This window comes from Streptomyces sp. NPDC007095 (assembly GCF_040634475.1).
GTDB lineage: Bacteria > Actinomycetota > Actinomycetes > Streptomycetales > Streptomycetaceae > Streptomyces.
Genome location: NZ_JBEYFS010000081.1, coordinates 16,691 through 31,771, shown reverse-complemented (window position 1 = coordinate 31,771; position 15,081 = coordinate 16,691). Strand labels below are relative to the sequence as shown.

Genomic DNA, 15,081 nt, shown 5'->3' with positions numbered 1-15,081 from the left:
CCCGGTTCCGCAGGCCTTGGGGCCGCGGTCCTTGGGCCCGAACATCCCGAACGTACCGAAAGTCCCGAGAGGACCTTCCCGCGTGACCTCGACACTTCCCGCGGTGACCACGTCCACGGTCCCCACGACGCGACCCGCCGCGCCCGACATCGTCCACGACCACCCGTCGCTCCAGCGGCTGCGCACCTCGCGCGCCGACCTGCTGCTGTGCGGCGCCCTGCTGCTGGCGATCATCGTCGTGCAGGGCTGGAACATCACCGACTACCCGACACTCAGCGACGACGAGGGCACCTATCTCGCCCAGGCGTGGGCCGTGCAGCAGGGCAAGGGCCTCGCGCACTACACGTACTGGTACGACCACCCGCCACTGGGCTGGATCCAGATAGCCGTCCTGACCTGGATCCCCGCCCACATCAGCCCCTCGCTGATGACGGTCGGCTCGATGCGCGTCGCGATGCTCGTGGTCAGTGCCGCCAGCGCGGTCCTGCTGTACGTCCTCGCGCGCCGTCTCTCGCTGCCGCGCTGGGCCGCGGGCCTCGCGATGGTGCTCTTCGGGCTCTCCCCGCTGTCGGTCGTGCTCCAGCGCGAGATCTTCCTCGACAACATCGCGGTGATGTGGACGCTGCTCGCGTTCTGCCTCGCCGCGTCCCCGAGCCGGCACCTCTGGCATCACTTCGGGGCGGGCATCGCGGCCGCGGCCGCCGTGCTCACCAAGGAGACGATGCTCGTCGTCCTGCCCGCGCTCCTGGTCACCATGTGGCGCCACGGCCACCGCGACACCCGCAAGTTCGCGCTCACCGGAGCCATCACCGCCTGCGTCCTGATCGGCCTCGCATACCCGCTGTTCGCCCTGCTCAAGGGTGAGCTGTTCCCGGGCGCGGGCCATGTCTCGCTCTGGGACGGCATCACGTACCAGATGAGCCGCCCCGGCTCCGGCTTCATTCTCGACCCCGGCTCCGGCTCGTACGGTGTGCTGCACTCCTGGCTCTACTACGACCGGGTGCTGATCACCGGAGGCCTCGCCGGAGCGCTGCTGCTCCTGGCCACCTGGCGCTGGTCCGTCACCGCCCGCGCCCTCGCCGGACCCGCCCTCACGGTGGCGATCCTCGCCCTGGTGGCGCTGCGCCCGAGCGGCTATCTGCCCGCGATGTACATCATCCAGGCGCTGCCGTTCCTCGCGCTGGTCCTCGCCGGAGGCGCCGCCAGCCTCGCCCATCTGGTGCTGCGCAGGTGGCGGAGCGACGAGGAGAAGCCGTACGTCACCTGGGGACGGCGGGTGACGGCGGCCGCGCTCGTGGCGGTCGCCGCGCTCTACGTGCTGCCGCGCTGGTACGACGGCGACCACACGGCCGTCACCGCCGACGCCAACGCCCCCTACCGGGCGGCGGCCACCTGGCTGAAGACCGAGGTCCAGGACCCGGCGGCCACCCGGGTGCTGGTCGACGACGCCCTCTGGCTCGACCTGGTCCACGACGGCTACCGGCCCGGGCTCGGCGTCATCTGGTTCTACAAGGCGGACCTCGACCCCGCGGTGACCAAGACGATGCCGCGCGGCTGGAAGGACATCGACTACGTCGTGGCCTCCCCGACGGTGCGGCGCGACGCGGTCGACCTGCCCAACGTCAAGGCGGCCATCGAACACTCGACGCCGGTCGCCACCTTCGGCAAGGGCGCCGACCGGATCGAGATCCGGCAGATCGACGGGAGCACGGGAAACACCATGACCACGACGACGTCCGGGGGCAGTCGATGAGCAGCTTCGAGAGCACTGTCCCCGGGGAGCTCGGCGATCCGGCCGTACGGGCGTCCGAGGTCCCTGAACCGGGTGCCGTCACCATCGTCGTACCGACCTTCAACGAGTCCGCGAACATCCGCGAACTCCTGCGCCGGATCACCGAGTCGGTGCCCTCCCGGCTGCCCTGCGAGGTCGTCTTCGTGGACGACTCCACGGACGACACCCCCGAGGTGATCTCCCGGGAGGCGCAGGACTGCCCGTTCCCGGTGACCGTGCTGCACCGCGAGGAAGCCGTGGGCGGGCTCGGCGGCGCCGTCGTCGAGGGCCTGAAGGCGGCGAGCTCCGACTGGATCGTCGTCATGGACGGTGATCTCCAGCATCCGCCGTCCCTGATACCGGAGTTGGTGGCCTCGGGGGAGCGGTCCGCCGCCGGGCTCGTCGTCGCCAGCCGGTACATCAAGGGCGGCAGCCGCGAGGGCCTCGCGGGCGGCTACCGCATCGCCGTCTCGCGCGGCGCGACCTGGCTGACCAAGACGCTCTTCCCGCGCCGGCTGCGCGGCATCAGCGATCCGATGAGCGGTTTCTTCGCGATCCGCCGCAGCGCGGTCACCGCCGACATCCTTCAGCCGCTCGGCTACAAGATCCTCCTCGAACTCGCCGTCCGCAGCCGCCCCCGCCAGGTCACCGAGGTGCCCTTCGTCTTCCAGGACCGGTTCGCGGGCGAGTCCAAGTCGACCGCGCAGGAGGGCTTCCGGTTCCTGCGCCATCTCGTCGGGCTGCGCACCGCCTCGCCGGTCGCCCGGATGGTCGTCTTCGGCCTGATCGGCGCCACCGGCTTCCTGCCGAACCTGATCGGCCTGTACGCGCTCACCGCCGCCGGCATGCACTACGTACCGGCCGAGATCCTCGCCAACCAGCTCGGCGTCGCCTGGAACTTCCTGCTCATCGAGCATCTGCTGTTCCGCGAGCGCCGCAGGCACCGTACCTGGTGGGACCGGGTGGGCCGGTTCGGGCTGCTCGCCAACGCCGACCTGGTGCTGCGCATCCCGCTGATCGCCCTGCTCGTCGGCCACTTCGGGATGGGCGCCCTGTCCGCCACCGCGCTGGCCCTGGTGATGACCTTCGTCCTGCGCTTCGTGGGCACCGAGGCGCTGGTCTATCTGCCGCGCCGCAGCAGCGAGGCTGCGGCCGGGAGCCGCACAGCAAGGAGAGCCGCGTGAAACATCTGGCACGACCCAGACGGAGAACCTCACTGCTGGCCGTGGCGGGCCTGGCCGCCGGGCTGCTGCTCGTCTCGCCCCAGCCCGCCTCCGCCGCCAACCTCGTCACCAACCCGGGTTTCGAGACCGACGGCACGGACGGCATGCCGTCCTGCTGGGAGAAGTCCGGCTGGGGCGACAACGACTTCACCTTCGCCACCGTCGCCGACTCCCACTCCGGCTCCAAGGCCATGAAGGTCACGCTGACCCGGCGCGTCGACGGCGACCGCAAGGCCCTGATCACGGAGTCCGCGACCTGCGCGCCGGTGGTCACCGCGGGCAAGCAGTACGACCTCGGCCTCTGGTACAAGTCGACGACACCGGACACCGCGATCACCCTCTTCCGGCACGACACCACGGCGGGCTGGCAGTACTGGACCGACCTCAAGACGCTGGACATGGCGGCGAGCTGGACGCAGGCGAGCGTCCGTACGCCCGCCGTCCCGGCCGGTACCGACCGCATCACCTGGGGCGTCTCGGTGTACGGCACCGGCTCGGCGACCACCGACGACTACACGATGGAACAGGTCTCCGACCCCATCCCGCCGGCCACCTGCACCGCCACGGCCGACCAGTGCGCGAACGGCCGCTGGGACGTGCTGCCCACGCAGAACCCGGTGCGCTCCATGCACTCCGTCGTCCTCGACAACGGCAAGGTGCTGCTGATCGCCGGGTCCGGCAACAGCGAGGAGAACTTCGACGCGGGCACGTTCACCAGCGCGGTCTACGACCCGGTGAACGGCACGTACAAGGTGATCCCCACGCCGAAGGACATGTTCTGCTCGGGGCACGTCCAGCTCGCCGACGGGCGGGTGCTGGTGATGAGCGGCAACAAGGCGTTCCCGGTCGCGGGCGGCCACGGCTACGAGGGGTACAAGGACTCCTACATCTTCGACCCGGTCACCGAGACGTACAGCAAGACGAACGACCTGAACGACGGTCACTGGTATCCGTCGGCCACCGAGCTCGGCAACGGTGACGTCATCTCGTTCGGCGGACTGCGCGAGGACTCCACCGGGTCGGTGACGGCCGAGCGCTGGTCGGCGGCGCAGCAGCAGTGGCTGCCGTTCACGCAGGTCAACCAGACCTGGTCGTACTGGGGTCTGTACCCGTCGATGATCCTGATGCAGGACGGGCGGCTCTTCTACTCGGGCAGCCATGTCTTCGGCAACGGCACGCCCGGCACGGGCTCGGCGATCTACGACTACGACGCGAACACCGTCACGGCGATCCCCGGGCTCCAGAGCAAGGACGAGCGCGACCAGTCCGCGAGCGTGCTGCTGCCCCCGGCCCAGGACCAGAAGGTGCTGACGATCGGCGGCGGCAACATCGACTCCAACCCGGAGGCGAACCGGCTCACCGACATCATCGACCTGAAGGCCGCGAACCCGGCGTACACCGTCGGCCCGCAGATCCCGCAGGGCACGGTCGACCTCGGCAACGGCAAGGTCGCCGAGACCGGCAACCAGGGCAAGATGTACGTCTCCGCCGTCCTCCTGCCGGACGGCAAGGTGCTTGAGACGGGCGGCGGCCTGCACAACCGCGCCAATCCGGTCTTCGAGGCGTCGATGTTCGACCCGGCGACCTCCACCTTCGACCCGGTGGCCGCCGACCCCGAGGCGCGCGGCTACCACTCCTCCGCGTTCCTGCTGCCCGACGGCCGGGTGATGGCCACCGGCGACAACCCGGGCAACGGCACCTGGAACCACAACGTGTCCATCTACACCCCGCCCTACCTCCTCAAGGGCACCCGTCCGACGATCACCTCGGTGATCGACAACGAGTGGGTGTACGGGGACACGCAGCGCATCACGGTCGACCGGCCCATCGTGAAGGCCGAGCTGATCCGCCCGGCCGCGGTGACGCACTCGTCCGACCCGAACCAGCGTTTCGTGGACCTGCCCCTGTCGGTGGACGGCAACAACGTCGACCTGAACGTGACGAGCAACCCCAACATGGCCCCGCCCGGTTGGTACATGCTCTTCGCGGTCGACGCCAACGGGGTGCCCTCGGTCGCCAAGTGGGTGCACCTCCAGGGCCCCGCCGCGCTGGCCACGGACACCGCCTCGGCGCACGTCCACTCCTTCGCCGACTCCCTTGAGGGCGCGGTCACCAAGGGCGGCAAGAAGCGGACCTCGCAGAAGGTCAGCACCACGATCTCCGGCTGTGACCGGCACTACGGCACGATCGACGTCTGTGTGCCGACCGTCTTCCCGGACGGCGTCAAGAAGACGACGGCCTCGCGCTGCGCGTGGCTGAAGACGAACGACTACGGCCGCCTGAAGGTCAACGGCAAGGACGACCCGCTGGGTCTCGATCCCAACAGGGACGGGCTGGCCTGCGGCGCCAAGGATCTCAAGCGTCGCTAGGCGTCCGGCTCCCGAACTCGGTGAGGGCGCGCTCCACGATGGCCTCCAGGTTGTCGTGGTGCGCGCCCTTCCAGTAGGCGCGCCCGCACTCCTCGCACTGCGCGAACACGTCGTAGGACCGCTCGGTGCCGCCCTCCAGCTGGCCCACGACCTGCTCCTTGGTGGCCTCCTTGAGCAGGCCGTTGCAGGCGGTGCAGCGCGTCCAGGGCCGCAGCTCGGGTGCGAACCGGCCCAGCACGTCACGGAGTTGGTCGTCGGGCCGGGTGCTGTAGACGAACGCGCCCGCCCACAGCTCGCGGCGGCGCAGCAGCCCCCGGTCGCGGCTGAGCATCACGCGACGTTCGGCGGCGGAGCGCGCGGCGAGGGCCGGGTCGCCGATGTCCGTCGACTCGTACGCCGCGTCGACCCCGAGGAGGCGCAGCCGGCGCGCGAGGGTGCCGAGGTGGACGTCGAGGAGGAAGCGGAGCGGCGCGCCGGGAACCCGCTGCGGGCGCTCGACCGCCCGTACGCCGACGCTCTCGCCGGCCCCCGGGAGGTGCGAGACGGGCACCTCGCGGCCGTCCACGACGAGGGCGCCGACCTCGGTCAGCGGGACGCCGAGCGACTCGACGACATGCCCGAGGGTGGAGGAGCCGTCGGTGGCGACCGCCGTGGCTCCCGAACGACGCCCGTGCGGTACGAACATCCCCAGCTCGGGGGCGAAGGCGACATGGATCTCCGGTCCGTTCACCCGGTCAGGATGTCACGCCGGAGAGCCCTGGCCTCAGGGATTTTCGGTGGAGAGGCCGTGTTCCAGGACGTCCATCGTGCGGTCCACCAGGTCCTTGAAGTCGTCCCGGTGGTCGTTCTCCGCCCAGTACAGGGACGTCTCCATCAGGCCGCCGATGATCGCCATCGCGTAGACCCGCACCTCCAGGCTGTCCGGGTCCCGGCCGGTGCGCTCGCCGATGGCCTGGCAGAGCATGGTGCCGGTGACCGACATGCTCTCCATCATCCGCGAGCGCACCGCCGGGACCTGGACCATCAGGTGGGTCCGCAGCCGGGACACCTCGGGGTCGTCCTTGATGCCGAGCCGGATGGCCTTCTGCATCACATACCTGAGGGTGTCCATCCACGGCTCGTCCTTGGGCCGGGCCCGCAGCTCCTCCATGATGAACGGGTCGAACTCGTCCGTGAGGACGATGTCCTCCTTGGTGGGGAAGTAGCGGAAGACGGTCGACGGCGACACCTCGGCGCGCTCGGCGATCTGCTCGATCGTCGTCGCGTCGTACCCCTGATCCCTGACGAGTGCGTACGTCGCGGTGCGGATCGCCTCGCGGGTCTTGATCTTCTTCCGCTCGCGCAGGCCCAGCTGAGGGCGGTCGGCGGAGCTGAAGGGGGAGGGTGCGGCCGTCATGCCGTTCATTGTCCGGTATCGGCCGCAGCGGTGGCCATGGCCGGGTCCTCGTCCTCCTTCGTGGCGTGCGTGACCGGGGTGTTCGGCAGGAGCGCCGCGGCCAGCAGGGCGGTGACGAGGGCCGCGATGCCGCACACCAGCAGGACCAGGCCCATGCCGTGGACGTACGCGCTGTTCGCGGAGGCCATGAGATCGGCCGAGCCCGCCTTCTGGGCGACGATGTGCGCCGCGACCACGGACTCCCCGGCGGTGTCGGCGGCCTTCGCGGGGAGCCCGGTGACGTCGAGGCGGTCGCGGAAAGTGCCGGCCAGCAGGCTGCCGAGGAGGGCGATGCCGATCGCGCTGCCGACCTGGCGCGTCGTCATGAGGAGCCCGGAGCCGCTGCCGGCCCGGTCGCGGGGCAGGGCGCCGAGGGCGCCGTCCATCGCGGGGACGACCGAGAAACCGAAGCCGAAGCCGGTGATCGACAGCCACAGGGCGGTGAAGCCGTAGCCCGAGTCGACGGTCGTACGGCTGCCGAGCAGCGCGGCGAAGGCCAGCACCACCAGTCCCGCGCTGACCACCGCGCGGGAGCCGAACCGGGCGACGACCGGCTGTGCGGCCCGGGCCGCGACGATCAGACCGCCCATCATGGGCAGCAGCCGCAGGCCGGTGCCGAAGGCGTCGTGGCCGAGCACCGCCTGGAGATACGGCGGCAGCACGAACAGCAGGCCGGACAGGACGAACATCACCAGGGTCGCCGCGATCGTGTTGAACAGGAACCCGCGGTGGGTGAGCAGCGACATGTCGAGCATGGGGCGTTCCACGCGCCGCTCGCGCAGCACCAGGGCGGCGATCAGAACGGCGGCCCCAGCGAGCATGCCCACGATCAGCGGGTCGCCCCAGCCGCGGCTGGGCGCCTCGATGATCGCGTAGATCAGGGCGCCGAGGCCGGCCGCCGTGAAAGCGGTGGACAGGGTGTCGACCTTGGGGGAGGCGGGGTCGCGGGTCTCGGGCAGCAGGAAGACGCAGGCGGCGATGCCGATCGCGGCCATCGGGACGTTGACCAGGAAGACCGAGCCCCACCAGAAGTGGTCGAGCAGCCAGCCGCCGATGATCGGGCCGAGCGGCAGACCGAGCGACGAGGCGGCGGAGATGATGCCGACGGCCTTGGTGCGCTCGTCGGGTCCGAAGAGCGAGGGCAGCACGGACAGGGCGAGCGGCATGACCAGCGCGGCGCCGAGGCCCATCACCGTGCGGGCCACGATGACCCAGCCGACGTCGTCGGCCAGGGCGCCGGCCACGGAACCGGCGAGGAAGATCCCGAGCCCCACGACGAGCATCCGACGGCGTCCGAACCGGTCGCCGAGCAGTCCCGCCGGGAGCATGAGCGCGGCGAAGACGATCACGTACGCGTCCGCCATCCACTGCTGCTGACCGGTGGTGGCGCCGAGTTCGCCCGCCATCGTCGGCAGGGCCACGTTGAGGATCGTCGTGTCGAAGCCGAGCGTGAGCATGCTCGCGACCAGGGCCCCGAGGGCCCACCAGCGATGGGGGTCCCCCCGCTCGAACGAAGTTGGGAGTGGGGGAGGGTCGCGCCGCGCGCCATCGTCTTGAGTGACAGTAACCATGAAATGAGAGTAGCTGTCAAAAGATGGTTGATGTCAATAGGGATGCACTGTCAGGGCACGCAAAAATGGCCACGGCTCGGAAGCCGTGGCCATGAAGACAGCGAGGGAGGTGGGCTACCCGTGCTGGTAGGCCACCAGTGAGATGCCCACGTAGTGCACGACGAACGCCGCGAGGGTGAGGGAGTGGAAGACCTCGTGGAAGCCGAACCAGCTGGGTGAGGGGTTGGGGCGCTTGATCCCGTAGATCACTCCGCCCGCGCTGTAGAGCAGTCCGCCGACGATCACCAGGACCAGCACGGCGATGCCGCCCGTGCGCATGAAGTCCGGGAGGAAGAAGACGGCCGCCCAGCCCATCGCTATGTAGCAGGGGGTGTAGAGCCAGCGCGGGGCGCCGACCCAGAACACCCGGAAGATGATGCCCGCCGCGGCGGCGGCCCAGATGCTCCACAGGAGCCACTGCCCCTTGGTGCCGGGGAGCAGCAGCATCGTCAGCGGTGTGTAGGTGCCCGCGATGATCAGGAAGATGTTGGCGTGGTCGAGTCTGCGCAGCACGCCGTCCATCCGCGGGCTCCAGTTGCCGCGGTGGTAGAGCGCGCTCACTCCGAACAGGAGGCAGGCCGTCAGGACGAAGATCCCGCAGGCGATGCGGGCCCGCGTGGAACTGGCCAGAGCGGTGAGCACCAGACCGGAGATCAGGACGGCCGGGAACATGCCGAGGTGCAGCCAGCCGCGGAGCTTGGGCTTGACCGGATGCGACGGGGAGAGCGCTGCGGGACTGCGGCCTGCGGCCTGCGAGTCCGTGGGCGCGTCGGGGACGGGCGCAGTCATAGGCGGAATCCTACCTACGGAACCGTAAGTTACGTGTCAGTACGGCGCACTGAACAGCCAAGAGTGGCCATGTTCTCACGAGCGTGCCGCAAGGCGGTGCACGCGCAAAAAAACCTTCAGCTGAACCCAACGTGTACGCAAAGAGTCGCGGATACACGTGGCGATGGTCACTCCGCTCACGTGTGAGGCCCTCTGGACATATGGGCGAACCCGTCGGATGATCAAATGAGTGCGGTCGGCACCGGATGAGCGCCATGGGTCTCTACACCCCGAAGCATCCGGGTCGCAGCCCCCACGGGGCCTCAATAAAAAACCCCTCATCTAGGAGCAATCGTGGCGCGCGACATCGCGGCTCCCTCCACCGTCCCCACCCAGCACAAGGAACTGATCTCGTGGGTCAACGAGATCGCAGAACTGACCCAGCCGGACAACGTGGTCTGGTGTGACGGATCCGAGGCCGAGTACGAGCGCCTGTGCGAGGAGCTCGTTCACAAGGGCACCTTCAAGAAGCTCGATCCGATCAAGCGCCCGCATTCCTACTACGCCGCTTCCGACCCGACCGATGTCGCGCGGGTCGAGGACCGGACGTTCATCTGCTCCGAGAAGGAGGAGGACGCGGGGCCGACCAACCACTGGAAGGCGCCCGCCGAGATGCGGGAGATATTCGCGGGGGAGAAGGGCGTCTTCCGCGGCTCGATGAAGGGCCGGACGATGTACGTCGTCCCGTTCTGCATGGGCCCGCTCGGCTCCGACCTCTCCGCGATCGGCGTAGAGATCACCGACTCCGCCTACGTCGCCGTCTCCATGCGCACCATGACCCGCATGGGACAGCCCGTCCTCGACGAGCTCGGCACCGACGGCTTCTTCGTGCGTGCTGTGCACACGCTCGGAGCGCCGCTGGCCGAGGGCCAGGCGGACGTGCCGTGGCCGTGCAACTCCACCAAGTACATCTCGCACTTCCCCGAGTCCCGCGAGATCTGGTCCTTCGGCTCCGGCTACGGCGGCAACGCGCTGCTCGGCAAGAAGTGCTACGCCCTGCGCATCGCGTCCGTCATGGCGCGTGACGAGGGCTGGCTCGCCGAGCACATGCTCATCCTGAAGCTGACCCCGCCCGCCGGTGAGTCCAAGTACGTCGCCGCCGCCTTCCCGAGCGCCTGCGGCAAGACCAACCTCGCCATGCTGGAGCCCACCGTCTCCGGCTGGACGGTCGAGACGATCGGCGACGACATCGCGTGGATGCGGTTCGGCGAGGACGGCCGGCTGTACGCGATCAATCCCGAGGCCGGTTTCTTCGGCGTCGCGCCCGGTACCGGTGAGCACACCAACGCCAACGCGATGAAGACGCTGTGGGGCAACTCCGTCTTCACCAACGTCGCGCTCACCGACGACAACGACATCTGGTGGGAGGGCATGACGGAGGAGACTCCGGCCCACCTGACCGACTGGAAGGGCAACGACTGGACGCCGGAGTCCGGTACGCCCGCCGCCCACCCCAACGCCCGCTTCACCGTCCCCGCCTCGCAGTGCCCGATCATCGCGCCCGAGTGGGAGGACCCCAAGGGCGTGCCGATCTCGGCGATCCTCTTCGGCGGACGCCGCGCCACCGCCGTACCGCTGGTGACGGAGTCCTTCGACTGGAACCACGGCGTCTTCCTCGGCGCCAACGTGGCCTCCGAGAAGACCGCCGCCGCCGAGGGCAAGGTCGGCGAGCTGCGTCGCGACCCCTTCGCCATGCTGCCGTTCTGCGGTTACAACATGGGCGACTACATGGGGCACTGGGTCGATGTCGCCAAGGACAAGGACCAGGCGAAGCTTCCGAAGATCTACTACGTGAACTGGTTCCGCAAGAACGACGCGGGCAAGTTCGTGTGGCCGGGCTTCGGTGAGAACAGCCGTGTCCTGAAGTGGATCGTGGACCGTCTCGACGGCCGCGCCGAGGGCGTCGAGACCCCCATCGGCATCCTGCCGGCCAAGGGGGCCCTGGACACCAAGGGACTCGACCTCTCCGAGGCCGACCTCGACTTCCTGCTCACCGTCGACAAGGACGTGTGGCGCGAGGAGGCGGCGCTCGTGCCCGAGCACCTCAACACCTTCGGCGAGCACACCCCGAAGGAACTGTGGGACGAGTACCGCGCGCTGGTGCGGCGCCTGGGCTGAGTTCCGAGTGGACGGCGGCCTCGCGGCTGCCGTCCACCCCTGAACTCCGCGGCCGGTCCGACTTGCCCTGACCTGCGACGTCGCCAGGCCGGCCGCGGTGACAGCACCACCGACCGGGCCGGGGACCCGCTGCACCGTACAACGGCGTACGGGCGGGCCCCCGGCCCAGTTGTCGGTTCTGATCATCCACGGCCCCCGAAAACCAGTACCGGCTCCGCCGGTTGCTCGGCGACCGAAGTCAACTGGCCCGCGGATGACATACGTTCGTACTGGAGCCGACCCCGGCGCGGCGTCCAAGCACGCTGGCGACGGTGACCAGCGTATGGACCATCAGGAGGGCGGGTGGGCGCAGCCGCACCAACAGGTCATCGCGACCAGGCGCGCGCGATTTCGGCCGTGCGCCGGAAGAGCGCGACGAGCGCCGCCACGGCCACCGCTGCGATCAAAGTCGGCAGGTCGGTGAACTCGGAGACCAGGCGCATCAGGTCTGGGCAGGCCGGGAAGAACGCGGCCGAGCTCGCCTGGAATGTGCACCAGGGGAAAACGGTCGGCGCGATCTGACCAGCTACTGCGCCGATGTGGGTAATTATGAGGCGAAATCTGGCAATTGTGAAGAGTCGGCCGGTAATCTTCGTGCGTCAGTCAGCGCACGACGAAGGAAGTCTGGCCATGTCATTCAACTCGGGGGAGCAGCTCAACTTCGGTGGTGAGGTCGCTGTCGTGCTGGAGGACCGCGGTGACGGTGGCTACCTGATCTCCAGCGGCCGGGCGCAGCTGCCGATCGTGGTCCCCGCCCCCACCCTCGAGGACGCGCAGCTCAAGCCCGCCGCGAAGCGGCTGTTCACCCCCGCCGCACCGCACCTGCTCTCCGTGGATGACTTCCTCGACGACCCGGACGAGGTGCGCGAGATCGCGCTCAGCGCCAGCTACCACACCGATCTGCAGTACTTCAAAGGCCTGCGCAGCGACCACCGGTTCCTCTGGCCCGGCCTGCGCGAGGAGTTCTCGCGGCTGCTCGGCACTCCGGTCACCGAATGGCTCGGCCACAACGCCAACGGCGTCTTTCAGCAGACCGCGCACGACGACCCGCTGGTCTGGCACCACGACTCGCAGAGCTACGCCGCCGCGATCTACCTGAACCCGAACCCGCCTCCCGGTGCCGGCACCAGCTTCTGGCGCGACAGGACCTACGGCTGCCGGCGTGCGCCCAGCCATCCGAAGGAACAGGCGCGCCTCGGCAGCTCCGAGGCCGTCGAGGCCGCGCGCTCGGTCGTCTACGACCCCTACAACTTGGAGCACGAGGACAACTGGGAGCTGATCGAGTCGGTCTCCGGTCAGTACAACCGGCTGGTGATCTGGGACGCGAAGCTGATGCACTCGGCCACGTCGTACGAGCACTTCGCCGGGGAGCACGGCACCCACCGCCTGGTGCAGCTCTTCTTCTTCGACATCAACGTCTGAGACGGCGTTCGACGTAGGCGGATCACCTTTTATGTCCTGTTGGGTTCCTCATCAGGTGGGTGCGGTCGCGTCCGTTATGCGCTTGGCGAGGTTGTCGGTCGAGGCGATGCGGATCATGGCCTCGGAGCCGGCGGGCAGGGCCTCGTAGTCGCGGGCGAGGCGTCGGCGCATCGTGATCAATCCGGCACTTCGCTTTACCACCCAGCGCCTTTTGGCGACATGGAAGCCACGGACTCCCGGGTTTCTGGCGACAACCTCGACGTCGATTCCGAGGCCGGCCCCGTGTTCGACGACGGCGTTTTTGAAGCCGGTGCCGACCCAGCCTTTGGAGATGGTCGGGTAAGTCTTCTTGGCCTGGTCGAGGAGGCATGTATCCGGGGAGCCGGAGGATTTCGTTCCGGCGCCTTTCGGATGTTTCTGCACCTTTTTCGAACCAGCCCGTCGGATCACCTGTGGTGACGCCCGTTCCGTGCTGAAAATGGTCGTGGCTGCTGCCTGTTGAGACCGTTTCGTCCGTGATCTTCGCGGTCGTAAGCCGGCCGGGTATGGGGAGCCACTCAACGGGCGCCTTCAATGTGGCTTCGAGCACGCGGATGAGATTTCCCCATCAGGTGTCGTAGTCCGACGACTCGTCAGGCATCAGGGAGATGCGGGCCGAGAGGGGCGCTGTCACCGTGGTGTACACGGTCGGCGCCATCACCGTCGGATCGGCCGTGCGTCGGCGTGGGTCCTCGGTGGCTGTGTCGGGCATTGCGAACTCCGTTCAGGTCGCGCTCGATCGCGCCGGGCGGACGGCGTCCGGGCGCGATGTTCCGGGCCGGACCGGAGCGCCAACCGCGGCCCCGGCCGACCCGCCGAACAGCCTGTCCGAAACATCCGACTCCTGCGGTGAACGCCACGGGGGCGGGGGAACGTCAACTCGGCGGTTGCTCTTGGTTTGTGGGGGTTCGGTTGTCTGCCGGGATGCCGACCGAAGGTGATCTGGACGGCGTTCAGGGGCGCCTTCATGCGCCGTGAGGCGCCGGGGAGGGTGGGAACAGCGCCGGCAGGACCGGGGTGTAGCGGCACCGCCACCAGTCCGTTGGCGGCGGGGAACTTCCGGGAGTCGTGAAGTCGATGACAGGGAGGCCGTGGGAAAGGCCTGCGGCGTAGCGATCGAACCGAGCTGATGAATCGAGGCCGGCCCTCGGCCGTGTGGAAAAGCGGCATTCATGGACAATTCACCTATGGTGATGCCATGCGCGGAATCCTGTTGGCCGGAGGCACCGGCTCGCGACTTTGGCCGTTGACCCGCTCGGTGTCGAAGCAACTGCTTCCGGTCTTCGACAAGCCCATGGTCTATTACCCGCTGTCCACACTCGTGATGGCCGGCGTCAGGGAGATCCTGATCGTCACCACCCCCGAAGACCAGTTCCAGTTCCGTCGGCTGCTCGACGACGGCAGTCAACTGGGCCTGCGGCTGGAATACATGGCACAGGAGCGCCCGGAGGGCATCGCCCATGCTTTCATCTTGGGCGCCGACTTCATCGAGGACGAGTCGGTCGCCCTGATTCTGGGCGACAACATCTTCCATGGCAGCGGCCTCGGCACCCGGCTGGCCCACCACGACGATCTGAAGGGCGGCAGGGTGTTCGCCTACCAGGTCGCCGACCCCACGGCCTATGGCGTAGTGGAGTTCGACGAACTGGGCCGGGCGCTGTCCATCGAGGAGAAACCGGCCCGGCCCAGGTCCCGGTACGCCGTGCCCGGACTGTACTTCTACGACAACCACGTAGTGGACATCGCCCGCGGCCTACGGCCCAGCGTCAGGGGTGAGTTGGAGATCACCGACCTCAACCGCGTCTATCTGGAAGCCGGGGCGCTGCACGTCACCCGGCTCGACCGGGGCACCGCGTGGCTCGACACCGGAACCTTCAACTCCATGGTTCAGGCTTCGGAATTCGTCCGGGTGATCGAGGAACGCCAGGGCCTCAAGGTCGGCTGCGTCGAGGAGGCGGTCTGGCGGGCCGGCCTGATCGACGACGACCGGCTCCGGAAACTGGCCCAGCCGCTGCTCAAGAGCGGATACGGCGACTATCTGCTGGGGCTGCTGGAGGACTCCCGGTACGTCGTCATGCCCCAAAGGGGCGGCGGATCGCCTCGCGAAGAACTGATGCGCATGGGGCCGGGCGCTCCGGTGTAACCAACATCCCAAGACGCCCGTACCACGGCACCCATCCGGTCGACCAGGTCGCCGCCGCCCCTCCCACCCCGCGCAAGGTGTGGG

Annotated in this window: 11 protein-coding genes and 1 pseudogene; 6 read left to right on the top strand and 6 right to left on the bottom strand. The window is 68.7% G+C overall.

Going from position 1 to position 15,081, the window contains the following annotated elements:
- Window positions 1-82: 82 nt before the first annotated feature.
- Genes ABZ656_RS26560 through ABZ656_RS26550 form a run of 3 tightly spaced genes read left to right on the top strand, consistent with a single transcriptional unit; the run spans window position 83 to window position 5,363 of the window.
- Window positions 83-1,753: a phospholipid carrier-dependent glycosyltransferase gene (locus ABZ656_RS26560; RefSeq protein WP_360270961.1), complete on the top strand. Its 1,671-nt coding sequence runs from the start codon at window positions 83-85 to the stop codon at window positions 1,751-1,753.
- Window positions 1,750-2,955, top strand: coding sequence for a glycosyltransferase family 2 protein (locus ABZ656_RS26555; RefSeq protein ID WP_101400366.1), 1,206 nt, complete (start codon window positions 1,750-1,752; stop codon window positions 2,953-2,955). The genes ABZ656_RS26560 and ABZ656_RS26555 overlap by 4 nt, the downstream gene beginning before the upstream one ends.
- Before the next feature lie 5 nt (window positions 2,956-2,960).
- The gene (locus ABZ656_RS26550) at window positions 2,961-5,363 is read left to right on the top strand and encodes a galactose oxidase-like domain-containing protein (protein ID WP_360270971.1); all 2,403 of its coding nucleotides are present in this window, start codon (window positions 2,961-2,963) and stop codon (window positions 5,361-5,363) included.
- Here ABZ656_RS26550 and ABZ656_RS26545 read toward each other — a convergent pair.
- From ABZ656_RS26545 to ABZ656_RS26530, 4 genes are all read right to left on the bottom strand, one after another.
- Entirely contained in the window at window positions 5,350-6,093 is a 744-nt protein-coding gene (locus tag ABZ656_RS26545; protein ID WP_101400367.1) for a Mut7-C RNAse domain-containing protein, read from the bottom strand. The genes ABZ656_RS26550 and ABZ656_RS26545 overlap by 14 nt on opposite strands.
- Before the next feature lie 33 nt (window positions 6,094-6,126).
- On the bottom strand, window positions 6,127-6,768 hold the full coding sequence (locus ABZ656_RS26540; protein ID WP_101400368.1) for a TetR family transcriptional regulator: 642 nt from the start codon (window positions 6,766-6,768) through the stop codon (window positions 6,127-6,129).
- Window positions 6,765-8,369: an MFS transporter gene (locus tag ABZ656_RS26535; RefSeq protein WP_360270958.1), complete on the bottom strand. Its 1,605-nt coding sequence runs from the start codon at window positions 8,367-8,369 to the stop codon at window positions 6,765-6,767. Before ABZ656_RS26535 ends, ABZ656_RS26540 begins: the two co-directional genes overlap by 4 nt.
- A gap of 114 nt (window positions 8,370-8,483) precedes the next feature.
- Entirely contained in the window at window positions 8,484-9,197 is a 714-nt protein-coding gene (locus ABZ656_RS26530; RefSeq protein WP_101400370.1) for a hemolysin III family protein, read from the bottom strand.
- Between the two features lie 333 nt (window positions 9,198-9,530).
- On the opposite strand from ABZ656_RS26530, the gene ABZ656_RS26525 reads away from it, so the two are divergent.
- A complete protein-coding gene (locus ABZ656_RS26525; protein ID WP_101400371.1) occupies window positions 9,531-11,354 on the top strand; it encodes a phosphoenolpyruvate carboxykinase (GTP) in 1,824 nt (607 codons plus the stop codon).
- Between the two features lie 669 nt (window positions 11,355-12,023).
- Window positions 12,024-12,815, top strand: coding sequence for a DUF6445 family protein (locus tag ABZ656_RS26520; RefSeq protein ID WP_360270955.1), 792 nt, complete (start codon window positions 12,024-12,026; stop codon window positions 12,813-12,815).
- Window positions 12,816-12,866: 51 nt separating this feature from the next.
- Here ABZ656_RS26520 and ABZ656_RS26515 read toward each other — a convergent pair.
- Together ABZ656_RS26515 and ABZ656_RS26510 are read right to left on the bottom strand one after the other, a co-directional pair.
- Window positions 12,867-13,181 (bottom strand): annotated as a pseudogene (locus ABZ656_RS26515) (IS5/IS1182 family transposase); the annotation flags it as partial.
- A 241-nt stretch (window positions 13,182-13,422) separates the two neighbouring features.
- The gene (locus ABZ656_RS26510) at window positions 13,423-13,566 is read right to left on the bottom strand and encodes a hypothetical protein (protein ID WP_360270953.1); all 144 of its coding nucleotides are present in this window, start codon (window positions 13,564-13,566) and stop codon (window positions 13,423-13,425) included.
- Between the two features lie 486 nt (window positions 13,567-14,052).
- On the opposite strand from ABZ656_RS26510, the gene rfbA reads away from it, so the two are divergent.
- Entirely contained in the window at window positions 14,053-14,997 is a 945-nt protein-coding gene (gene rfbA, locus ABZ656_RS26505; protein ID WP_360270951.1) for a glucose-1-phosphate thymidylyltransferase RfbA, read from the top strand.
- Window positions 14,998-15,081 lie beyond the last annotated feature (84 nt).